Annotated in this window: 19 protein-coding genes; 8 read left to right on the forward strand and 11 right to left on the reverse strand. The window is 63.5% G+C overall.

Annotation, left to right across the window (positions count from 1 at the left end; all coding sequences use genetic code 11):
* Positions 1-3 precede the first annotated feature (3 nt).
* From ACQZ2L_RS14550 to ACQZ2L_RS14585, 8 genes are all read right to left on the reverse strand, one after another.
* Positions 4-822: a phosphoglycolate phosphatase gene (locus ACQZ2L_RS14550; RefSeq protein ID WP_430326710.1), complete on the reverse strand. Its 819-nt coding sequence runs from the start codon at positions 820-822 to the stop codon at positions 4-6.
* Complete coding sequence (rpe, locus tag ACQZ2L_RS14555; RefSeq protein WP_103438663.1) at positions 819-1,493, reverse strand: ribulose-phosphate 3-epimerase; 675 nt, start codon at positions 1,491-1,493, stop codon at positions 819-821. The genes ACQZ2L_RS14550 and rpe overlap by 4 nt, the downstream gene beginning before the upstream one ends.
* 123 nt (positions 1,494-1,616) lie before the next feature.
* Positions 1,617-2,444: an ABC transporter permease gene (locus ACQZ2L_RS14560; protein WP_430326711.1), complete on the reverse strand. Its 828-nt coding sequence runs from the start codon at positions 2,442-2,444 to the stop codon at positions 1,617-1,619.
* 11 nt (positions 2,445-2,455) lie between these two features.
* A complete protein-coding gene (locus ACQZ2L_RS14565; RefSeq protein WP_430326712.1) occupies positions 2,456-3,703 on the reverse strand; it encodes an ABC transporter permease in 1,248 nt (415 codons plus the stop codon).
* A gap of 63 nt (positions 3,704-3,766) precedes the next feature.
* On the reverse strand, positions 3,767-4,804 hold the full coding sequence (locus tag ACQZ2L_RS14570) for an ABC transporter substrate-binding protein (protein WP_430326713.1): 1,038 nt from the start codon (positions 4,802-4,804) through the stop codon (positions 3,767-3,769).
* Positions 4,805-4,844: 40 nt separating this feature from the next.
* Entirely contained in the window at positions 4,845-5,969 is a 1,125-nt protein-coding gene (locus ACQZ2L_RS14575) for an ABC transporter ATP-binding protein (protein ID WP_430326714.1), read from the reverse strand.
* Between the two features lie 282 nt (positions 5,970-6,251).
* Positions 6,252-6,881 carry a response regulator gene (locus ACQZ2L_RS14580; RefSeq protein WP_103435186.1) on the reverse strand — a complete coding sequence of 210 codons (630 nt, stop codon included), beginning with the start codon at positions 6,879-6,881 and terminating at the stop codon, positions 6,252-6,254.
* A 9-nt stretch (positions 6,882-6,890) separates the two neighbouring features.
* Positions 6,891-9,278, reverse strand: coding sequence for a PAS domain-containing sensor histidine kinase (locus ACQZ2L_RS14585; RefSeq protein ID WP_430326715.1), 2,388 nt, complete (start codon positions 9,276-9,278; stop codon positions 6,891-6,893).
* A 96-nt stretch (positions 9,279-9,374) separates the two neighbouring features.
* Between ACQZ2L_RS14585 and ACQZ2L_RS14590 the strand changes: the two genes are divergently transcribed.
* Positions 9,375-10,373, forward strand: a complete 999-nt coding sequence (locus tag ACQZ2L_RS14590) for an alpha/beta hydrolase family protein (protein WP_430326716.1) — start codon at positions 9,375-9,377, stop codon at positions 10,371-10,373.
* A gap of 13 nt (positions 10,374-10,386) precedes the next feature.
* Here the strand turns inward: ACQZ2L_RS14590 and ACQZ2L_RS14595 are convergent, their stop codons facing one another.
* Genes ACQZ2L_RS14595 through ACQZ2L_RS14605 form a run of 3 tightly spaced genes read right to left on the reverse strand, consistent with a single transcriptional unit; the run spans position 10,387 to position 12,834 of the window.
* Positions 10,387-11,151 (reverse strand): TerB family tellurite resistance protein, encoded by a 765-nt coding sequence (locus ACQZ2L_RS14595; protein WP_430326717.1) that lies wholly within the window; start codon positions 11,149-11,151, stop codon positions 10,387-10,389.
* Position 11,152: 1 nt separating this feature from the next.
* A complete protein-coding gene (gene murU, locus ACQZ2L_RS14600) occupies positions 11,153-11,824 on the reverse strand; it encodes an N-acetylmuramate alpha-1-phosphate uridylyltransferase MurU (RefSeq protein ID WP_430326718.1) in 672 nt (223 codons plus the stop codon).
* A complete protein-coding gene (locus tag ACQZ2L_RS14605; protein ID WP_430326719.1) occupies positions 11,821-12,834 on the reverse strand; it encodes an aminoglycoside phosphotransferase family protein in 1,014 nt (337 codons plus the stop codon). The genes murU and ACQZ2L_RS14605 overlap by 4 nt, the downstream gene beginning before the upstream one ends.
* Before the next feature lie 130 nt (positions 12,835-12,964).
* On the opposite strand from ACQZ2L_RS14605, the gene ACQZ2L_RS14610 reads away from it, so the two are divergent.
* The 7 genes from ACQZ2L_RS14610 to glpE all read left to right on the forward strand — a co-directional run bounded on the left by ACQZ2L_RS14610 (position 12,965) and on the right by glpE (position 20,599).
* Entirely contained in the window at positions 12,965-15,778 is a 2,814-nt protein-coding gene (locus ACQZ2L_RS14610; RefSeq protein ID WP_430326720.1) for an LPS-assembly protein LptD, read from the forward strand.
* On the forward strand, positions 15,759-17,078 hold the full coding sequence (surA, locus tag ACQZ2L_RS14615; protein WP_430326721.1) for a peptidylprolyl isomerase SurA: 1,320 nt from the start codon (positions 15,759-15,761) through the stop codon (positions 17,076-17,078). Before ACQZ2L_RS14610 ends, surA begins: the two co-directional genes overlap by 20 nt.
* Positions 17,075-18,064 (forward strand): 4-hydroxythreonine-4-phosphate dehydrogenase PdxA, encoded by a 990-nt coding sequence (gene pdxA, locus ACQZ2L_RS14620; protein ID WP_430326722.1) that lies wholly within the window; start codon positions 17,075-17,077, stop codon positions 18,062-18,064. Before surA ends, pdxA begins: the two co-directional genes overlap by 4 nt.
* The gene (gene rsmA / locus ACQZ2L_RS14625; protein ID WP_430326723.1) at positions 18,061-18,864 is read left to right on the forward strand and encodes a 16S rRNA (adenine(1518)-N(6)/adenine(1519)-N(6))-dimethyltransferase RsmA; all 804 of its coding nucleotides are present in this window, start codon (positions 18,061-18,063) and stop codon (positions 18,862-18,864) included. Before pdxA ends, rsmA begins: the two co-directional genes overlap by 4 nt.
* A gap of 147 nt (positions 18,865-19,011) precedes the next feature.
* Entirely contained in the window at positions 19,012-19,392 is a 381-nt protein-coding gene (gene apaG, locus ACQZ2L_RS14630; protein WP_181107994.1) for a Co2+/Mg2+ efflux protein ApaG, read from the forward strand.
* A complete protein-coding gene (locus ACQZ2L_RS14635) occupies positions 19,392-20,273 on the forward strand; it encodes a symmetrical bis(5'-nucleosyl)-tetraphosphatase (RefSeq protein ID WP_430326724.1) in 882 nt (293 codons plus the stop codon). The genes apaG and ACQZ2L_RS14635 overlap by 1 nt, the downstream gene beginning before the upstream one ends.
* Positions 20,270-20,599 carry a thiosulfate sulfurtransferase GlpE gene (glpE, locus tag ACQZ2L_RS14640; protein WP_430326725.1) on the forward strand — a complete coding sequence of 110 codons (330 nt, stop codon included), beginning with the start codon at positions 20,270-20,272 and terminating at the stop codon, positions 20,597-20,599. Before ACQZ2L_RS14635 ends, glpE begins: the two co-directional genes overlap by 4 nt.
* The last annotated feature ends 164 nt before the right edge of the window (positions 20,600-20,763 follow it).

Here is a 20,763-nt window from a genome sequence, read left to right on the forward strand (position 1 = left end):
AAGTCAGGCGCGCCAACGCCAACGGGCCAGGGCCTTGATGACTTTCATCCAGTATTTGCCGATAACCGCCACGATGGACTCTCTGTCTTTGGAGGCTGGAAGGTCGGCCAACGTTATCCCAGTGTCGGTGACTACGCAACCAGGCAACAGGATGCGCAGATCACTGATGACCAGGCTGGGCGATTCTTCCTCGATTGGCCGGCCGTGGTTGTAGCCATAGCTGAGGCCAACCGACTGCACCCCGGCGGCTTTGGCAGCGAGCACGTCGCTGCGCGAATCGCCGACGAACACCGCCTGCGCCGGGCTGACCCCGGCCATTTTCATCACGAACAGCAGCGCGGCCGGGTCAGGTTTTTTCTGCGGCAGGGTGTCGCCGCCGATGATCCAACGGAAATAGCGGCCGATCTTCATCTGATCCAGCAGCGGCGCGACAAAGCGCTCCGGCTTGTTGGTGATCAGCGCCATCTCCACGCCTCGCTTGTGCAGCCAGCGCAAGGTGTCGCGCACGCCCGGGTAGACCACGGTGAGCTCATGGCTCTCGGCATAGGCCTCCATGAACAGGGCCAGGCCCTGCTCGGCCAGCGCATCGTCGACCGTGGCGTGGTCAAGGCCACCCGCCAGTGCCCGGCGTACCAGCACCGGCGCACCGTTGCCCACCCACTGGCGAACCGCCTCAAGGCCGGCCGGCGGGCGACCGAGTTCGAGCAGCATGCGGTCTACCGCTGCAGCCAGGTCGGGGACAGAATCGATCAGCGTGCCATCCAGATCGAACATCACCAACTTGGGCAGCGTCCCCGGGAACAGCTGCTCGAAGCCGCTCATGGGCGGGCCAGGGCCATTTCGGCGCGCATCTTGGCGATCACTTCCTGGTAGTCCGGCGCGTTGAAGATCGCCGAGCCGGCGACAAAGGTGTCGGCGCCAGCAGCGGTGATTTCGCGGATATTGTTGACGTTGACGCCGCCGTCGATCTCCAGGCGGATGTCACGCCCGCTGGCATCGATCAGTGCGCGTGCTTCACGCAACTTGTCGAGGGTGCCGGGGATGAACTTCTGCCCGCCGAAGCCTGGGTTGACGCTCATCAGCAAGATCATGTCGACCTTGTCCATCACGTACTTCAGGGTCTCCAGACCGGCAGCCGGGTTGAACACCAGGCCAGCCTTGCAGCCGCCGTCACGGATCAACTGCAGCGAGCGGTCGATGTGCGTGGTCGCGTCCGGGTGGAAGGTGATGTAGGTCGCGCCGGCTTCGATGAAGTCGCCGATGATGCGGTCGACCGGGCTGACCATCAGGTGCACATCGATCGGCGCGGTGACGCCGTACTTGCGCAGTGCGCTGCACACCATCGGGCCGATGGTCAGGTTGGGGACGTAGTGGTTGTCCATGACATCGAAGTGGACGATGTCGGCGCCGGCGGCCAGTACCTTGTCAACGTCTTCACCCAGGCGGGCGAAATCGGCAGAAAGAATGGACGGGGCAATAGCGTAGGGCTGCATGGCGCACCTGTAGGCAGAAATCACGGTGGCGCGCATTGTACCTCAGCCCCGCCGGATGGGGGCTGATTGGTGTCAATCCTGCTGCAGCGCGCCAGCCCAAGCGTGGGGGCTGGCGCCAGCGGCTTACTCCGGCTGTTGCGTACGCAGTTTTTCGCTGCGCCCACGCAGCCATTCCAGGGTCAGCAACAGCACCACCGAGAAGGCGATGAGCAAGGTCGCCGCTGCGGCGATGGTCGGGCTCAGGTTCTCGCGGATGCCACTGAACATCTGCCGTGGCAGGGTTGCTTGCTCAGGCCCGGCGAGAAACAGCGTGACCACCACTTCATCGAACGAGGTGGCGAAGGCGAACAATGCCCCCGAGATCACCCCAGGCGCAATCAACGGCAAGGTCACCCGACGGAACGCGGTCAGCGGCGAGGCACCGAGGCTGGCCGCGGCACGCACCAGGTTGTAGTTGAAGCCCTGCAATGTGGCCGACACGGTGATGATCACAAACGGGACGCCCAGCACGGCGTGCACCAGGATCAACGAGATGAAGCTGTTGCCCAGCCCCAGCGGGGCGAAGAACAGATAGCTCGCGACACCGATGATCACCACCGGCACCACCATCGGCGAGATCACCAATGCCATCACCAGCGATTTGCCGGGGAAGTCGCCGCGGGTCAGGCCAATCGCCGCCAGAGTGCCGAACACCATTGCCAGCACCGTCGCCGCAGGGGCGACGATGATGCTGTTGCGCAAGGCGCGCATCCACTCCGCCGACGCGAAGAAGTCCTGATACCACTGCAGCGAAAAGCCTTGCAGCGGGTACACCAGAAAGCTGCCGCTGTTGAACGACAGCGGGATGATCACCAGTATCGGCAGTATCAGGAACAACAGGATCAGGCCGCAGAGGATCCGCAGGCCGTAGTACCACACCCGCTCGATGGGTGACATGTGGGGGCTCAGCATGACAAGGCTCCTCAGCTCAGACGCAGACGGCTGGCGCCGACCAGCCAGCTATAGATCAGGTACAGCAGCACGGTCGCCAGCAGCAACAGCCCGCCCAATGCGGTGGCCATGCCCCAGTTGATGCTGGTGTTGGTGTAGAAGGCCACGAAGTAGCTGACCATCTGATCGTTCGGGCTGCCGAGCAGCGCCGGGGTGATGTAGTAGCCGATCGCCAGGATGAACACCAGCAGGCAACCTGCGCCAATCCCTGCGTAGGTCTGCGGGAAGTACACCCGCCAGAAGCTGGCAAACGGATGGCAGCCCAGCGAGATCGCTGCGCGCATATAGCTCGGCGAGATGCCCTTCATGACGCTGTACAGCGGCAGGATCATGAATGGCAGGAGGATATGCACCATCGAGATGTACACACCGGTGCGGTTGAACACCAACTCCAGCGGCTCATCGATGATGCCCATCGCCATCAGCGCGCTGTTGATCAAGCCGCCCGATTGCAACAGCACGATCCAGGCAGCGACCCGCACCAGAATCGAGGTCCAGAACGGCAACAGCACGAGAATCATCAACAGGTTGCTCTGCCGGGTTGGCAGGTTGGCCAGCAGATAGGCCAACGGGTAAGCCAGCAGCAGGCAGATCACGGTGATGACTACACCCATCCACAGGGTGCGGGTGAAGATATCCAGGTAGATCGCCTGGTCCGGCGTGGCCTTGGCTATCTCACCGAGGTCATCGATGCGGTGATCGACCGAGGCCAGCAAGTAATAAGGGGTGACGGTGCTGGTATTGCGGCGGATCGCCTGCCAGTAGGCCGGATCGCCCCAACGCTCGTCCAGGTTTTGCAACGCTTCTTTATAGGATGCAGGTTCGCTCGCGAACGGCAGCGCCCGGGCCGTCTTCGACAGCAGGCTGCGGTAACCGGCCAGCTCCATGTTCAAGCGCTTGGACAGGTCACCGAGGGTCTGATTCTTGCGCGCCTCGGCCAGGTCCTGGCTCAGCGCCTGATACACCGGTTCGCCTGGCAGACTCTTGCCATCCCACTGCTGCACCGCCTCGACGGTGCGCGGCAGGCCGGCGACCACTTCGGGGTTGGCCACGCTCTTGAACAACAGCGCCGCAATCGGCACCAGGAACACCAGCAGAAGAAACAGCGCCAGCGGCGCGATCAACGCCTGGGCCTTCCAGCGGTTGACCCGCTCGGCATGCTTGAGGCGCTGTTTGAGGCTTTTACCTGCGCCTTCGTTCAGGGGCACTGTAATGGCCATGGCGAACTCCGAAAATCTGGAAAACGGGGAGCGCCGGAGATACCCGGCGCTCCGAGGGCGCAGTTACTTCTTCGCCGCCCAGGCGTTGAAGCGTTGCTCCAGCTGCTCGCTGTTGTCAGCCCAGAACGCCACGTCGATCTGCACCTGGTTGGCGATGTTCTCAGGCGTGGTCGGCATGTCTTTCTTCACGTCATCCGCCAGCAAGGCGACGGCCTTGGAATTGGCTGGGCCGTAGGCGATGTTTTCCGAGTAGATCTTCTGCTGCTCTGGCGCCACGCTGAAGGCGATGAATTTATTCGCCTCATCGGTGTTCTTCGCGCCTTTAGGGATGGCCCAGGCATCGAAGTCATAGATGCCGCCGTTCCACACCACCTTGAGGTTGCTTTCTTTCTGCACGGCAGCGATGCGACCGTTATAGGCCGAGCTCATCACTACGTCGCCAGAGGCCAGGTACTGCGGCGGCTGGGCGCCGGCTTCCCACCACTGGATGCTCGGTTTGAGCTGGTCAAGCTTCTTGAAGGCGCGGTCCTGACCGGCTTTGGTCGCCAGTTCCTTGTACACGTCCTTGGGCGCGACGCCATCGGCCATCAACGCGAACTCGAGGGTGTATTTGGCACCTTTGCGCAGGCCGCGCTTGCCCGGGAACTGCTTGGTGTCCCAGAAATCAGCCCAGCTGGTTGGTGCGGTCTTGAGCTTGTCGGCGTTGTAGGCCAGCACCGTGGACCAGACGAAGAAGCCGACACCGCAAGGCTGAATAGCGCCTTTGACGTAGTCCGCCTCGTTACCGAACTGAGCGGGATCGATTTCCTCGAACAGGCCCTCGTCGCAACCACGAGCCAGCTCCGGCGATTCGACTTCGACCAGGTTCCACGACACGCTCTTGGTGTCGACCATGGCTTTGACCTTGGCCATTTCACCGTTGTACTCACCGGCGACGATCTTGCCCTTGCCGGCCTTTTCCCACGGTTCGTAGAAGGCTTTGACCTGGGCGGCCTTGTTGGCACCACCGAACGACACCACGGTCAGGTCTGCGGCGGCCATCGCCTGGCTGGCGGCGAACAGGCCGAGGGCCACGGCGGTCAGTTTCAACTGCTTGCGCATTATTATTCTCTCCACAGTACAGGGTTGGTTAAGCGAACCATCAATGGGCTTCGGCAATCGGATCGAGCGCGCGGGCGTGTTCGACTTCCCAGCCCAGCGGTACCACATCGCCCACGGCCAGGGCCGGGTCGAGTTCGGCAATCGGCTGCTTCACGAAGAAGTCGCCCTTGCCGCAGACTTCCAGGCGCACCCGTACGTGGTCGCCCAGATAGATGAACTCGGCCACGCGGCCGGAGAAACGGTTGGCGCAGTGCTCGCTGTGGCCATTGAGGCGGACCCGCTCGGGGCGGATCGACAAGGTCACCGGATCGCCCGCCTGGCCGACATTTACCGCCAGCGCCTCGACCCTCTCGCCCCGCGCCAGCTGCACCTGGCAGCGCTCGCCAGTGCGCGCCAGCAAGGTACCGCTGAGGCGGTTGTTTTCACCGATGAAGTTGGCGACGAAGGTATTGCGCGGCTCTTCATAGAGGGTGCGTGGGTCGGCGATCTGCTGAATCTCGCCCTGATGGAACACTGCCACCCGATCAGACATGGTCAGTGCTTCGCTCTGGTCGTGGGTGACGTAGACCACGGTCACGCCCAGGCGCTGGTGAATGTGCTTGATCTCCATCTGCATGTGTTCACGCAGCTGTTTGTCCAGCGCGCCGAGCGGTTCGTCCATCAGCACCAGCTGCGGCTCGAAAACCAACGCCCGAGCCAACGCCACCCGCTGCTGCTGGCCGCCGGAGAGCTGACCGGGGTAGCGCTGGGCGAAGGCGTCGAGCTGGACCATGCCGAGCACGCGCTTGACCCGCTCGCTGATGTCGGTCTTGCTCAGGTTGCGCACGCTGAGGGGGAAGGCGAGGTTCTCGGCGACGGTCATGTGCGGGAACAGCGCGTAGTTCTGGAACACCATGCCGATGTCGCGTTTATGCGGCGGCACGTTGTTGATCGAGCGCCCACCGAGCAGGATTTCGCCGGCGGTGGGGGTTTCAAAACCGGCGAGCATCATCAGGCTGGTGGTCTTGCCCGAACCGGACGGGCCGAGCAGGGTCAGGAACTCGCCCTTGCGGATGTCCAGATTGAGGTCTTTGACGATCAACGACTCGCCGTCGTAGCTCTTCTGCACACCACGGAAACTGACCAGCGTGTCGCCGCTGGCAGTGTTCGAATTCGCCTCGCTCATGCCTGCACCTTTTTGTTGGATGACTGCGTGAGAGAAGCTTAGACAAGGCGCAAGTGCCGGCAAATCGGGGCCGCTGAGAGAATGCCATCATCCACCTGGAAGATTGCCTGTAGGGATCGCCCTACACGGATGGCGTTATCAGATAGGCGTTTCGGTAGCGGTGCGACTGCGCCAGGGAGGTCGTACGTAGCAGGCAGCCGCGTCCTTGAGCGCGGCACGTGCCGCATGCGCTGCTTGCAGTGTCAGGTGCGCGGGTGACTGCCGACGTCGTCGGCAGAACAGTCACACCAGCTTGTGCTCCATGGCGTACTTGACCAGCTCGGCCAGTGAGTTGACCTTGAGCTTCTGCATCAGCCGCGCCTTGTGGGTGCTGATGGTCTTGCTCGACAGTGCCAGCTGCAGCGCGATGTCATTGACGTTGGCGCCCTGGGCGAGGCGCTCGAACACCGAAAACTCGCGCTCCGACAGCAGCGTATGCAGCGGCCGGGTGTCGGTCAGGCCGACCTCGAAGACCATCCGGTCAGCCAGCGCAGGGTCGATGTATCGCCCTCCTCCCGCGACCCGGCGGATGGCCGTCAACAACAGGGCCGGGTCGCTGTCCTTGGTCGCGTAGCCGGCGGCGCCGGCCTTCAACGCCCGCGCAGCCATTTGCGCCTCGTCATGCATCGACAGCATGAGAATTGCCGGCGGGTTGTTCAGGGCACGGATGCGCGGGATCGCCTCCAGGCCATTGACCCCTGGCATGGAAATATCCAGCAAAACCACTTCGCACGGGGTGTGGCGCAACGCATCCAGCAACTGCTCGCCATTGCCCGCCTCGGCCACCACCTGCATGTCCTTGGCCAGGCCGATCAGTTGCTTGATGCCCTCACGGACAATGGTGTGGTCTTCTGCCACCAGCACTCGAATCACGCTTGTCTCCTAATCCAGAGGGATACTGACGCTCAGGCTGCTGCCCTCGCCGGGTTCACTGTCCAGGGTCATGCTGCCGCCCAGCATCAATACCCGCTCACGCATGCCGACCAGGCCAAACGAGGTCGGTCTGGGTTGATCGGGGCAAAAACCGACACCGTCGTCGATCACACTCAGGCGCAGGGTGCCGCCGGTACGCAGTAGCTCGATCTGCACGGTGTGCGCCTGGGCATGGCGCATCACGTTGGTCAGCGCCTCCTGCAGAATCCGAAACAGCCCGGTGGCCTTGGCATCGCTCAATGCTGGCAGATTATCCGGCACCTGTACCAGACAGGGTATTTGCGTGCGCGCTTCGAAGCGGCGCGCCTGCCATTCAATGGCCGAGGCGATGCCGGCATCAAGGATCGGCGGGCGCAGGGCGGTGGCGACATCACGCACCAACTGGAACAACTGCGCGATCAAGCGCTTCATGCTCGCCAGGCGCTCATGCAGGCCAGGGTCGAGCTCGGCATAGGCCAGCTCGCACATCGACACTTCGAGCTTGAGCACGGTCAGCATCTGCCCCAGTTCATCGTGTACCTCGCGAGCGATGCGGGCCTTTTCTTCTTCGCGCACGCTCTCAAGGTGGGCAGACAACTCGCGCAGCTGCCCCTCGGAGCGGGCCAGGGCCAGCTCGGCGCGTTTGCTCTGGGTGATATCCCAGACCACACCATCCCAGACCACACGGCCGTCGGCCAGGCGCCGGGTACTGGCCTTGATGTCAGCCCAGCGCTGCTCGCCCTGGCGGGTGACGATGCGCCCCTGCCACGACCAGTCCTGATTGTTGGCCAGGGCCAGGTCCTGGACCCGATGGTAATCACTGCGGTCATCCGGATGGACCAGGTTGCGCAAGCCCATCTGCGGATGCTGGATGGCTGCCGGGGCGTAGCCGACCAGGGCTTCGCTGCCCTCGCTGATGTAGGGGAATTCCAGCTCGCCGGCAGCAGGGTTGCGCTCGAGCCGAAACACCAGCCCCGGTACGTTACCGGCAATACCCTTGAGCTGCGCTTCGCTTTCGCGCAGAGCCGCCACGGTGCGCCGCCGTTCGGTGACGTCGGTGAGGAACATCACCAGGTATTCGGCATCGCGAAAGCGCAAAAAACTCAGCGACAGATCGACCGGCAGCACGCTGCCGTCGGCACATCGGCACTGACTCTCGAACTGCTCGGCGCCACCGTTGCCAGCCCGCACCCGCCGCCACAGCTCCAGCCAACGGTCCATGTCCAGGTTCGGCTCGAAGTCACGCAGCGGCCGGTCCAGCAATTGCCCTTCGGCGTAGCCAAGCATGCCCTCGGCCGCGTGGTTGGCGTAGCGCACATGGCTGTCCCAGTTGATCCAGAGGATACCGACGGTGCTGTGGTCGATGGAAAACTGGCTCAGGCGCAGCGCCTGTTCGCGGCCGTGGCGCTCGGCCAGAGCTTCGCGCGCTTGCAACAGGCTGCGTTCGAGCTGGCGCTGCTCACGGCGCTGCCAGAGCAAGGTGGCTATGGCACACAGCAACAGCAGCCCAAACAACAGCCCCAGGTTCTGCCAGAACCCCGCGCTCTCGCTCAGGCGCGGGTACTTGGGCTGCAGCCAGCGCTGGTGCAACTGCTCCAGCTGCTTGGCAGGCATCGCCTGCAGCCCGCGCTCGAGCACATCGGCCAACAGCGGCCAGTCACGCCGCGAACCGATCCGCAGCAGCTGCGGCAAGCCGATGTCACCGACCACGACGAGATCGCTGAACTCGCTTTCGCGCGACAGGCGGCTGAGCTGCGCTTCGTCGACCACCGCAAAGCTCGCCTGCGCCCCGAGCAAGGCTTGCAACGCCTGGCGCTCGTTGGGCACGCCTTGCAGATTGAGGTGGGTGTAGTTGCTGCGCAGGTAATCGGCCAGCGGGCTGGGCATGCGCACCACTACCCGTTCGCTGGGTTCAAGTTTCTCCAGTTCGACCGCCACCGCGCCGCTGCGCGGACCGACCACCAGCTGCGGCACGCGCATGTATGGGTCGCTGAATAGCCACAAGCGCAGGCTGGCCGGGGTCTGCGTGAGGCCTGGGGCGAAGTCGATCTCGCCGGCCGTGAGGGCATGTTCAAGCGCTGCCTGGTCAGCGAAGTTGCGCCAGGTCAGGTCCAGGCCGAGCGCTTGCGCCAGCCAGGTGACCAATTCGACGTTGGCCCCATACAGCTGCTGCAGGCGCCGGTCGAACTGCGCATAAGGCGCCTGCAGCACCAGGCCCACGCGCAGGCTGCGGTGCTGTTCCAGCCATTGTTGCTGCACCGGCTCCAGCGCCACCGTCGGCACCGCAGCAGGCCGTGCCAGGGCGATCAAGGGCAGGCACAGGCAGCCGATAACCAACAGGCGACGCATTCGCTTCATCTATACGCTCGACTTGGCAAGCGCGACCACCAGCCGTGGCCGTCGCGGACAAAATACTATTAGGCTGCCGGTATCATTCTGGCTTTGGGTTGATTCATGTTGACACTTTATCGCACGCAGCTGGCAATGATCTGCCTCAGCTCACTCCTGCCGCTGGCAGCCCAGGCAGCGGCCGCCGAACCTGCCGCCCCGGCCGATGCAGCCGCCGCGGCGCCGATTGTGCGCCCGGTGTTGCTCGAACGCAGCCAGGAAGACGCGCAAGCGCTCGAACGGCGCGTGCCCAAGGCCGAGCAGCAGATGCTCCAGGCGGGCAGCGACAGCTTTCTGGCCCTGTGGAAGCCGGCCAACGACAGCAACCCGCAAGGCGCGCTGATCATCCTCCCCGGCGCTGGCGAGAACGCCGACTGGCCCAATACCGTCGGCCCGCTGCGTAATAAATTTCCCGATGCCGGCTGGCACAGCCTGAGCATCAGCCTGCCTGACCTGCTTGCCGACAGCCCGCAGGCGCGGGTCGAGGCAACACCAGCGGCGCCCGCCGAAAAAGCCAACGGCGAGGTTGCTGCCGTGCAGGACACCCCGGTCGATGCCAACGCCAACGTCGCCCAGGCCACCGCAGCCGACCCCGACACGGCGCAGAGCACCGATGCAGTCGACGCCAGCGAACAGAACGATCAGGCCGATGCCGAGCGTATCTTCGCCCGCCTGGACGCTGCCGTGGCCTACGCCCAAAGCCAGAAAGCGCGCAGCATCGTTTTGCTTGGCAACGGCAGTGGCGCTTACTGGGCAGCGCGTTACCTCAGCGAAAAGCAGCCGCCGCAGGTGCAGAAACTGGTGATGGTGGCGGCGCAGACGCCGGCGCGGGTCGAGCATGATCTGCTCAGCCTGACGCCCACGCTGAAGGTGCCGGTTGCCGACCTGTATTTCGCCACCCGCAGCGCAGACCAACGCGCCGCGCAGCTGCGCCTGCAGGCCAGCAAGCGTCAGCCAGGCAGCCAGTACCGGCAACTGTCGCTGATCGCCATGCCCGGCAACAAGGCAGCAGAGCAGGAGCAACTGTTCCGCCGCGTACGCGGCTGGCTCAGCCCGCAGGAATAAACCCTGGCCGCGGCTACAAACCGCGGCGCTTGCGCACCAGTGCATAGGCCTGGTGCAGCTCGCGGGTGGTCTCGGTTGCCTGGCGCACCTGCGCCTCGCTGGCGCCGTTGCCAACCAGTTTGTCCGGATGATGGCGGCTGAGCAGGCGTCGGTAGGCCTGCTTGACCTGGTCGGCCTCGGTATCGGCAGCCACGCCGAGCAAGCGCAGGGCGCCAGCATAGGTCAGCGTGCTGCCCTCGACCCCGGCTTTACGCGGCTCGTACTCAAGCGACAACGCCTGCGCCTCGCGCCGGCTCAGGCCCAACTGCTGCCCCCAGCTCAGCACCAGATCACGCTCATTGGCGCCAGCCCGGCCATCGGCCCAGACCATTCGCCAACAGGCGCGCAAGGTGCCTTCGGCAGCGTGCGGCTGCTGCTTGATGCGCTGCAGGTGATGGCTGAAGCGGTCCTTGCCAGCCTTGCCGCGATTGAACGCGGCAATCGCTCGCAACCGCGCCGGCTCGGCCAGCGCCAGGCGGGCCATCTCCTGGCGCGCCTGCTGGATATGCCCTGGTGCTACCCTGCCGTCGCTTTTGGCCAAACGCCCAAGCAACACAAACAACAGCTCGTCATCACGCAACGGCGGGCGCCCGCTCAGGCGCTCGCGACAGTCCGCCCAACCCTGCAGGCGCAAACGCCGGTCCATGGCCTGACCCAGCAAGGCTCCCAGCAGCGCACCAGGAATACTGGCCACTGCAAAGCCTGCCCCGGCACCAATCACTGTGCTCGGCCACCACATGTCAGGCGCGCTCGCCGATCAGGCGCTCGACTTCGGCAAGCCGCTCGAGCGTACCGACATCGACCCAATGGCCCTGATGATGTTCACCGCTGACCTGGCCCTGCGCCATCGCCGCACGCAGCAGCGGCGCCAGCTTGAACGCGCCCGCCTGGCAACCGGCGAACAATGCTGGGTCCAGTACAGACACCCCACTGAACGTCAGCGTGCCTGGGGTATCGTCGCCATCGATCACCCGCTCACCTTGCAGGCGGAAATCGCCACGGCCGTGGTGCCCGGGGTTATCCACCAGCACCAGATGCGCCAACGCCTTGCTCGGCGCGCGCAAACGGCTGAAGTCGAAATCGGTCCAGACATCGCCGTTGACAAGAATGAACGGCGCATCTCCAAGCAGCGGCAGCGCCTTGAAGATGCCGCCGCCGGTTTCCAGTGGCTCGCCCTCGGCCGAGTAGCGAACGTTCAAGCCGAACTGGCTGCCATCGCCAAGGTGGTCTTCGATCTGCTGGCCGAGCCAGGCATGATTGATCACCACCTCGGTCACACCGGCAGCCGCCAGCGCGCGCAGGTGATACTCGATCAACGGCTGACCGGCGACCGGCACCAGCGGTTTCGGGGTGTGCAGTGTCAGCGGGCGCATGCGCTCGCCCTTGCCTGCGGCCAGAATCATCGCCTTCATCGGCCCGCCTGCAGTTGTGCGATCAGGCTGCCCAGTTCCGCCAACTCGGGTCGGCGTGCAATCACTTCGTCTATATAAGCAAAGAAGCGTGGCACGTCGGTGAGGTAGCGCGGTTTGCCGTCGCGGTGGCAGATGCGCGCGAAAATACCGATGACCTTGAGGTGGCGCTGCACACCCATCAGGTCACTGGCGCGGTGGAACGCCTCGAACTCAGCCTGCACAGGGATGCCGGCAACCCGCGCCTTCTCCCAGTAATCACCTAGCCAGCCTTCGACTCGCGCTTGCGGCCAGCTGAGGAAGGCGTCCTTGAACAGGCAGGTGATGTCGTAGGTGACCGGGCCATAGACCGCATCCTGAAAATCCAGCACGCCAGGGTTGGGCGCACTGTGCATCAGGTTGCGCGGCATGTAGTCGCGGTGCACCAGCACTTTTGGCTGGGCCAGCGCGCTGTCGATCAACAGCTGGCTGACCCGCTGCCAGCTGGCCTGCTGCTCGGCACTCAGGCTGACGCCCAGCTCGCGGCCCACGTACCACTCGGGGAACAGCTCAAGCTCGCGGCGCAGCAAGGCGTCGTCGTAGCTCGGCAGCGCTGCGTCCAACGGCAGCCGCTGCAGGGCCAGCAGGGCGTCGATGGCGTCGGCGAACAGGCCGTCGGCGTTGTCCTGGTCAATGATGTCCAGGTATGTCTGGTGGCCCAGATCGCCCAGCAGCAGGAAGCCACGTGCCAGGTCTTGGGCATGAATGGTCGGCACGTGCACGCCGGCACTGGCCAACAAATGATCGATGGCAACGAACGGTGCGCAATTTTCCTGCGGCGGTGGCGCATCCATGACCACGAAACTGCGCTCACCGGCCTGCCAGCGGAAGTAGCGGCGGAAGCTCGCGTCACTGCTGGCGGCGGTCAGCGTGCCTGCTGGCACGTCGCCCCAGCCGTTGTGTTGAAACAGGTTGAGCAGCTGTTCCTGGAGCCAGGCCTGGAGCAGTTCTAGACGAAGATCGTGTTCGGGCATTACAAGGGTCTCCGACGGCCCTAGCCGTCAAGCGGGTCATGCTTTATTATCCAGCATCTTTTTCAGACCATCGAGAGGCGTGCGGCCCCACACGCGGGCAGATGGCACGCAGGAAGCCCGGACTAATAAGATGGCATTGAAATCCCCCACGTTTCGTAGAAAGTTTCCGTTGCTGGTAACAGGCAGTTTGCTGGTACTGCAACCACTGGCCACCTCGTACGTGGTGGCAGCCGAGCAGTTTGACTGCCAAGTGTCCGCCTCCGGTGGTTGGGACTGCAAGCCCAAGACGCCAGCCAACAGCCTGCCACCACGCCCTGTGCATGATGGTGCGGCGCTCAGTTCGACCGGCGAAGGCAAGGCTGAGCAAGCCACCGTCGACGGCGAACCCGCGCCAATGCTGGTTACCGAGAGCAAGGGCCGCGGCCTGAAAACGCGCAGCGAAGACTACAGTCACCTCGACTGGGTCCCGCGCGAAAAGCTCACGGCTGCCCAGCTGGCCGAGACCGGCCCGTATTGCGCCGGTGCCTACATCGAGCCGACTCGCCCTGGCATGGATGACACCACGCCCAAGGACGAGTCGCCGACCTACATCAACGCCAAGGTCTCCAAGTACCAGCAGGAGCAGCAGATCGCTACCCTCGCCGGTGACGTGGTCATGCGCCAGGGCAGCATGCAGGTCGAGGCTGATGAAGCCAACCTTTACCAGGCCGAAAACCGGGGCGAGCTCAAGGGCAACGTCAAGATCCGTGACAACGGGTCGCTGGTAGTCGGTGATGCCGGGCAGATTCAGCTCGACACCGGTGAAGCACAGGTCGACAACGCCGAATACGTGATGCACAAATCGCGCATTCGCGGTAACGCCCTGTACGCCAAACGCGCCGAGAACGCCATCATTCGCCTCAAGGACGGTACCTATACCACCTGTGAGCCGAACAGCAACGCCTGGCAGCTGAAGGGCAACAACATTACCTTGAACCCGGCCACCGGCTTCGGTACTGCGACCAACGTCACCCTGCGGGTCAAGGATTTCCCGGTGTTCTACACACCGTACATCTACTTCCCGATCGATGACCGTCGCCAGTCCGGCTTCCTGCCGCCGTCGTTCAGCTCCAGCAGCGACACCGGCTTCATGCTGGTCACGCCGTACTACTTCAACCTGGCGCCGAACTACGACGCCACGTTGTACCCGCGCTACATGACCAAACGCGGCCTGCTCATGGAAGGCGAATTCCGCTACCTGACCAAGTCCAGCGAAGGTCAGTTCGGTGGCGCCTACCTGAACGACGAAAGCAACGATCGCGAGAAGCAGACCGACTACCAGAAAGATCGCTACATGATCAACTGGCAGCACCGCGGTGGCCTCGATGATCGCCTGATGGCAGAAGTCGACTACACCAAGATCAGCGATCCGTTCTACTTCCAGGACCTGGAATCCGATCAGGTCGGTATCAAGACTTCGGACGTCGTCAACCAGCAGGGCGCCCTCACCTATCGCGGTGACAGCTACGTAGCTCGTCTGAACGCGCATGCTTACGAAATGGCAACCATTTCGCGCATTACGCCGTACGACCGGCTGCCGCAGCTGACCCTCGACGGTATGCTGCCGTATCACCCTGCCGGGCTGCAGTTCACCTACCAGTCCGAGGCAGTGCGCTTTGATCGTGATCTGAAAAACGACTTCGTGCGGGACAAGGACGGTAATCCGGACTTCTCCGCCGGTGCGGCTGGTCGTCGACTCGATCAAAACGTATTCGGCCTGGACCGCGCCAACGGTACCCGCCTCAACTTCGCGCCGGCTGTCAGCCTGCCGATGGAGGCAAGCTACGGCTACGTCAAGCCGACGCTCAAGTACATTTACACCCGCTACGACCTGGATCTGGATGGCCAAGGCAAGGCTGACCTGGCCGGCGCTAGCGCAGCAACGCGTAACCTGCGTGGCGAGTTCTCCAGCAGCCAGGACCGCAACGTGCCGGTCTTCAGTGTCGACAGCGGCCTGTACTTCGACCGTAACACCCAGTGGTTCGGTAAAGACTACCGTCAGACCCTCGAGCCGCGCCTGTTCTATCTCTACGTCCCGTACGAAGATCAGAAAGACATCCCGGTGTTCGACACCAATGAGAGCTACTTCAACTACTCCTCGCTGTTCCGCGACAACCGCTTCACCGGCTCTGACCGGATTGGCGACGAGAACAAGCTGTCGCTCGGTGTCACAAACCGCTGGATCGAAGAGAACGGCTTCGAGCGTCAACGCGTAAGCGTTGGTCAGGCCGTTTACTTTGCCGACCGCAAGGTGCAGATGCCTGGCATCGACTGGCGTGGCCGCGACTACTCCCAGGCGAACGTATCGCCGTATGCGCTGGAATACATGTTCGCCTTCAACCGCGACTGGCGTCTGAATGCCGACTACAACTGGGACCCGGATTCCCACAGCCCCCGTTCGGGCAGCGCAATGTTCCACTACCAGCCGGAAGACAACCCGAACAAGATCGTCAACGTTGGCTATCGCTATCGTAACGACCTCATTCGCTACGACTCGCTGACCGGCACGTGGCAGACAGGTGGCGACTACGGCACCCCGGGCCAACCGAACTACATCAAGGATTACTACAAGATCCAGCAGCACGACTTCTCGGTTATCTGGCCGATCGTGCCACAGTGGAACGTGATTGCTCGCTGGCAGCATGACTACAACCAGAACCGTACCCTGGAAGCCATGGGCGGGTTCGAGTACGACAACTGCTGCTGGAAACTGCGCCTGATCAACCGTTACTGGCTTGATTACGACGAATTCAGCCAGGCAGCACCGCAGAACGAAAAAGGCGACCACGGCATCTTCCTGCAAATCGTCCTGAAAGGGCTCGGTGGCGTCGTGGGCAACAAGGTCGAATCTTTCCTCGACCAAGGCATTCAAGGTTATCGTACTCGTGAAGACCAAGCTTATTGATCGTCTGCGCCCGCTGATGCTGGGCGCTGCACTGCTGACCGGCGTGGCGCATGCCGCGCCACAACCGCTGGACAGCGTGGTGGCCATCGTCGACAACGACGTGGTCATGAAGAGCCAACTGGACCAACGTGTACGTGAGGTCCAGCAGACCATCGCCAAGCGTGGCGGCGGCGTGCCGCCAGCCGGCGCGCTGGACCAGCAGGTACTGGAACGCCTGATCGTCGAAAACCTGCAGTTGCAGATTGGCGAACGCTCGGGCATCCGCATCACCGACGAGGAGCTGAACCAGGCCATCGGCACCATTGCCCAGCGCAATGGCATGTCGCTGGAGCAGTTCCAGGCTGCGCTGCGTCGTGATGGCTTGTCGTTCGACGATGCTCGCGAGCAGGTCAAGCGCGAGATGATCATCAGCCGTGTGCGCCAGCGCCGGGTTGCCGAGCGGATTCAGGTGTCCGAGCAGGAAGTGAAAAACTTCCTCGCCTCCGACCAGGGCAAGATGCAGCTGTCGGAAGAGTTCCACCTCTCCAACATCCTCATCCCGACCCCGGAAGGCGCCAACTCCGCAGCAATCCAGGCGGCCGCTCAGCAAGCCGGTCAGGTCTACCAGCAGCTCAAGCAAGGCGCAGATTTCGCGCAGATGGCCATCGCCCGTTCGGCCAGCGAAAACGCCCTCGAAGGCGGTGACATGGGCTGGCGTAAGGCCGGTCAACTGCCACCTGAGTTCGCCAAGATGCTCAGCGGCCTCAGCAACGGCGAGATTGCCCAGCCGATTCGCATCCCCAACGGCTTCCTCATCCTGAAAATGGAAGAGAAGCGCGGTGGCAGCGAAAACGTCCTGCGTGACGAAGTGCACGTGCGCCATATCCTGATCAAGCCAAGCGAGATCCGTAGCGATGCGGCCACCGAGCAACTGGCCGAGAAGCTCTACGAGCGGATCAAGAACGGTGAAGACTTCGCCACCCTGGCCAAGAGCTTCTCGGAAGACCCGGGCTCGGCACTCAACGGCGGCGACCTCAACTGGGTCGACCCGAACAGCCTGGTGCCTGAGTTCCGCGAAGAAATGGCCCGCGCCCAACAGGGTGAAGTGACCCGTCCGTTCCGTACCCAGTACGGCTGGCACGTGCTTGAAGTCATGGGCCGCCGCGCCACTGACAGCACCGACCAGGCCCGTGAACAGCAAGCCCTGAGCGTGCTGCGCAACCGTAAATACGACGAAGAGCTGCAAACCTGGCTGCGCCAGATCCGCGACGAAGCCTACGTTGAGATCAAGCTGCCTGGCGCCGACCAGGCCGCCCAGTGAAGCCCCTGCGCTTCGCCGTTACTCCCGGCGAGCCGGCTGGCATAGGTCCCGACCTGTGCCTGCTGCTCGCCAGCGAAGCCCAGCCCCACCCCCTGATTGCCATTACCAGCCGTGACCTGCTCGCCGAGCGGGCCACCCAGCTGGGGCTGGCTGTCGAACTGCTGGCAGTCGCGCCGGGCAACTGGCCCGAGCAACCAGCACCGGCCGGCAGCCTGTATGTCTGGGATACACCGCTGGCGACAGCGGCTGTAGCCGGTCAGCTCGATCAGGCCAACGCCGCATTCGTGCTGCAGACCCTGACCCGCGCCGGCAATGGCTGCCTTGATGGCAGCTTTGCCGGGATGATCACCGCGCCAGTGCACAAGGGCGTGATCAACGAGAGCGGTATCCCGTTTTCCGGACATACCGAGTTTCTCGCCGAACTGACCCACACCGCACAAGTGGTGATGATGCTCGCCACCGGCGACCTGCGCGTTGCCCTGGTCACCACCCACTTGCCGCTGCGCGAGATTGCCGACGCCATCACAGCTGAACGCCTCGAGCGGGTCACGCGCATTCTGCATGCCGACCTGCGCGACAAGTTCGGCATCGCCAACCCGCGCATCCTGGTCTGCGGCCTCAACCCGCATGCCGGCGAAGGCGGCCATTTAGGCCGCGAAGAAATCGACATCATCGAGCCTGCACTGCAGCGCCTGCGCAACGAAGGCATAGACCTGCGCGGCCCGCTGCCGGCCGATACCCTGTTTACCCCAAAATATCTGCAGCACTGCGACGCGGTGCTGGCGATGTACCACGACCAAGGCCTGCCTGTACTCAAGTACAAGGGCTTTGGCGCAGCGGTCAATGTCACCCTGGGACTGCCGATCATCCGTACCTCGGTCGATCACGGCACCGCCCTGGACCTTGCCGGCAGCGGCCAGGTCGACACCGGCAGCCTGCGCGTCGCGCTACACACCGCCTATCAGATGGCCGAGAACCGCACATGAACGAGCAATACCAACACCGCGCGCGCAAGCGCTTCGGCCAGAACTTCCTGCATGACGCCGGTGTTATCCACCGCATCCTGCGCGCCATCCATGCCAAGCCCGGCGAGCACCTGCTGGAAATCGGCCCAGGCCAGGGCGCCCTCACCGAAGGCCTGCTCAGCAGCGGCGCGCAACTGGATGTCGTCGAGTTGGACAAGGACCTGGTGCCGATCCTGCAACACAAGTTCGCCGGCAACGACAATTTCCGTCTGCATCAAGGCGATGCGCTGAAGTTCGACTTCAACCAGCTGGGTGTTCCTGCCGGCAGCCTGAAAGTGGTCGGCAACCTGCCGTACAACATCTCCACGCCGCTGATCTTCCACCTGCTCAGCCACGCCGGACTGATCCGCGACATGCACTTCATGCTGCAAAAGGAAGTGGTCGAGCGCATGGCCGCAGGCCCTGGCGGCGGCGACTGGGGCCGGCTGTCGATCATGGTGCAGTACCACTGCCGGGTGGAACACCTGTTCAACGTCGGCCCCGGCGCGTTCAACCCGCCGCCGAAAGTCGACTCGGCGATCGTGCGCCTGGTCCCGCATGAAGTCCTGCCGCACCCGGCCAAGGATCACCTGCTGCTCGAGCGCGTAGTGCGCGAAGCCTTCAACCAGCGCCGCAAGACTCTGCGCAACACGCTCAAGGCCCTGCTCAGCAATGATGAGATCGAAGCCGCCGGCGTCGATGGCAGCCTGCGCCCCGAGCAGCTCGACCTGGCCGCGTTCGTGCGCCTGGCCGACAAGCTCGCCGAACAGAGCGCCGCGTAACACCGCTAACGGCCTGGGCGCGCTCATTTGCGCCCAGGCCGCTACACCCGCTGAAGCACCTGCGCTGCGACACGACTGGCCTCCCGCCCCGCCAATAGCCTAGACTGCATGCACTGCCGTAATCGCGTGTTTGCTCAAGGCCACTGCATGTCCGACCCTCGATACCTGATCGACGTTAGCGTCGTCACCCGCTACCTCAAAGAACAGTCCGACCCCGACAACGAGCGCTTTGCGTTCGCCTACACCATCACCGTGCAGAACAGCGGTACGGTTGCAGCCAAGCTGATGTCACGGCACTGGCTGATCACCAATGGCAATGGCGAAGTCGAAGAAGTGCGCGGTGCCGGCGTGGTGGGCCAGCAACCGCTGATCGCACCCGGCCAGAGCCACACCTACAGCAGCGGTGCGGTGATCAGCACCCGCGTCGGTGCCATGCAGGGCAGCTACCAGATGTTCGCCGAAGACGGTAAACGCTTCGATGCCGCCATTGCGCCATTCCGCCTGGCTGTACCTGGATCCCTGCACTGATGGCTGTATACGCCGTCGGTGATCTGCAAGGCTGCCTGCAGCCACTCAAGTGCCTGCTCGAGCGGGTGCGCTTCAATCCTGCTGTCGACCGGTTATGGCTGGTCGGTGACCTGGTCAACCGCGGCCCCGAGTCGCTGGAAACGCTGCGCTACCTGTACGCCATGCGCGATTCACTGGTGTGCGTGCTGGGTAACCACGACCTGCACCTGCTGGCGGCCTGGCACAACGTCGAGCGCTTGAAAAAAAGCGACACCCTGCGCGAGATTCTCGACGCGCCAGATGCCGAGCAACTGCTCGACTGGCTGCGCCGGCAAAAACTGCTGCACTACGACGAGCAGCGCGGCGTTGCCCTGGTGCATGCCGGCATCCCACCTCAATGGACCCTGGGCAAAGCCCTTGAACTGGCTGCCGAGGTCGAGCAGGTCCTGCGCGACGACACCCGCCTCAAACTCTATCTGGACGGCATGTACGGCAACGAGCCGAACAAGTGGAGCAAGGACCTCAGCGGGGTCGATCGCCTGCGGGTGATCACCAACTACTTTACCCGCATGCGCTTCTGCACCGCCGCAGGCAAGCTCGACCTGAAAAGCAAGGAAGGCCTGGACACTGCACCCAAGGGCTACAAGCCCTGGTTCGCGCACAAGGACCGCCGCTCCCGGCATGTGCAGATCATCTTTGGCCACTGGGCCGCCCTCGAAGGGCAAGCTGACGCCCCCGGCGTAGTGGCGTTGGACACCGGCTGCGTGTGGGGCGGCGCAATGACCCTGTACAACGTCGACAGTGGCGAAATGCACCGCTGTGACTGCGCCGACGACGGCACCCCGCGGCTGCCGGCCAGTCAGCTAAACTCAACGATCAGCCCAGAAGGAACCTCGCCATGAGCGAATTCAAGCGCATCCCTCCCGAGCAGGCCCAGGCCCTGCGTGAGCAAGGTGCAGTCGTGGTCGACATCCGTGACCCGCAAGCCTACGCCGCCGGCCACATCAATGGCGCCCAGCACCTGGACAACCACTCGCTCAGCGACTTCATCCGCGGCGCCGATCTGGACAAACCTACCGTGGTGGTCTGCTATCACGGCAATTCCAGCCAGAGCGCTGCCGCGTACCTGATTGGCCAGGGTTTCTCCGATGTCTACAGCCTCGATGGCGGCTTTGAACTGTGGCGCAACACCTACCCCGCCGAGACCGCGACCAGCTCCATCGAATAAATTTTCACTTAGCCTGCAGCCCGCGCCCCGTGCGGGCTGCGCCAGACCTGACGAACGGTCGTGGCAAACTTCTCGGCTTCGCACCCTTGCCCTTGCGCAGAACCAACTACGCTTAAGCTCAGGCCATCCAAATAGGGGAGAGCCGGTACACCGGCGTGCGGGTC

Origin of the sequence: Pseudomonas shirazensis (assembly GCF_050496565.1) — a bacterium.
GTDB classification, from domain to species: domain Bacteria; phylum Pseudomonadota; class Gammaproteobacteria; order Pseudomonadales; family Pseudomonadaceae; genus Aquipseudomonas; species Aquipseudomonas shirazensis_A.

What these genes read in the sequence shown, in the direction of transcription:
- ACQZ2L_RS14550 (WP_430326710.1), bottom strand. Translation starts at nt 822, where the DNA reads ATGAGCGGCTTCGAGCAGCTGTTCCCGGGGACGCTGCCCAAGTTGGTG.
- rpe (WP_103438663.1), bottom strand. Translation starts at nt 1,493, where the DNA reads ATGCAGCCCTACGCTATTGCCCCGTCCATTCTTTCTGCCGATTTCGCC.
- ACQZ2L_RS14560 (WP_430326711.1), bottom strand. Translation starts at nt 2,444, where the DNA reads ATGCTGAGCCCCCACATGTCACCCATCGAGCGGGTGTGGTACTACGGC.
- ACQZ2L_RS14565 (WP_430326712.1), bottom strand. Translation starts at nt 3,703, where the DNA reads ATGGCCATTACAGTGCCCCTGAACGAAGGCGCAGGTAAAAGCCTCAAA.
- ACQZ2L_RS14570 (WP_430326713.1), bottom strand. Translation starts at nt 4,804, where the DNA reads ATGCGCAAGCAGTTGAAACTGACCGCCGTGGCCCTCGGCCTGTTCGCC.
- ACQZ2L_RS14575 (WP_430326714.1), bottom strand. Translation starts at nt 5,969, where the DNA reads ATGAGCGAGGCGAATTCGAACACTGCCAGCGGCGACACGCTGGTCAGT.
- ACQZ2L_RS14585 (WP_430326715.1), bottom strand. Translation starts at nt 9,278, where the DNA reads ATGAAGCGAATGCGTCGCCTGTTGGTTATCGGCTGCCTGTGCCTGCCC.
- ACQZ2L_RS14590 (WP_430326716.1), top strand. Translation starts at nt 9,375, where the DNA reads ATGTTGACACTTTATCGCACGCAGCTGGCAATGATCTGCCTCAGCTCA.
- ACQZ2L_RS14595 (WP_430326717.1), bottom strand. Translation starts at nt 11,151, where the DNA reads ATGTGGTGGCCGAGCACAGTGATTGGTGCCGGGGCAGGCTTTGCAGTG.
- murU (WP_430326718.1), bottom strand. Translation starts at nt 11,824, where the DNA reads ATGAAGGCGATGATTCTGGCCGCAGGCAAGGGCGAGCGCATGCGCCCG.
- ACQZ2L_RS14605 (WP_430326719.1), bottom strand. Translation starts at nt 12,834, where the DNA reads ATGCCCGAACACGATCTTCGTCTAGAACTGCTCCAGGCCTGGCTCCAG.
- ACQZ2L_RS14610 (WP_430326720.1), top strand. Translation starts at nt 12,965, where the DNA reads ATGGCATTGAAATCCCCCACGTTTCGTAGAAAGTTTCCGTTGCTGGTA.
- rsmA (WP_430326723.1), top strand. Translation starts at nt 18,061, where the DNA reads ATGAACGAGCAATACCAACACCGCGCGCGCAAGCGCTTCGGCCAGAAC.
- apaG (WP_181107994.1), top strand. Translation starts at nt 19,012, where the DNA reads ATGTCCGACCCTCGATACCTGATCGACGTTAGCGTCGTCACCCGCTAC.
- ACQZ2L_RS14635 (WP_430326724.1), top strand. Translation starts at nt 19,392, where the DNA reads ATGGCTGTATACGCCGTCGGTGATCTGCAAGGCTGCCTGCAGCCACTC.
- glpE (WP_430326725.1), top strand. Translation starts at nt 20,270, where the DNA reads ATGAGCGAATTCAAGCGCATCCCTCCCGAGCAGGCCCAGGCCCTGCGT.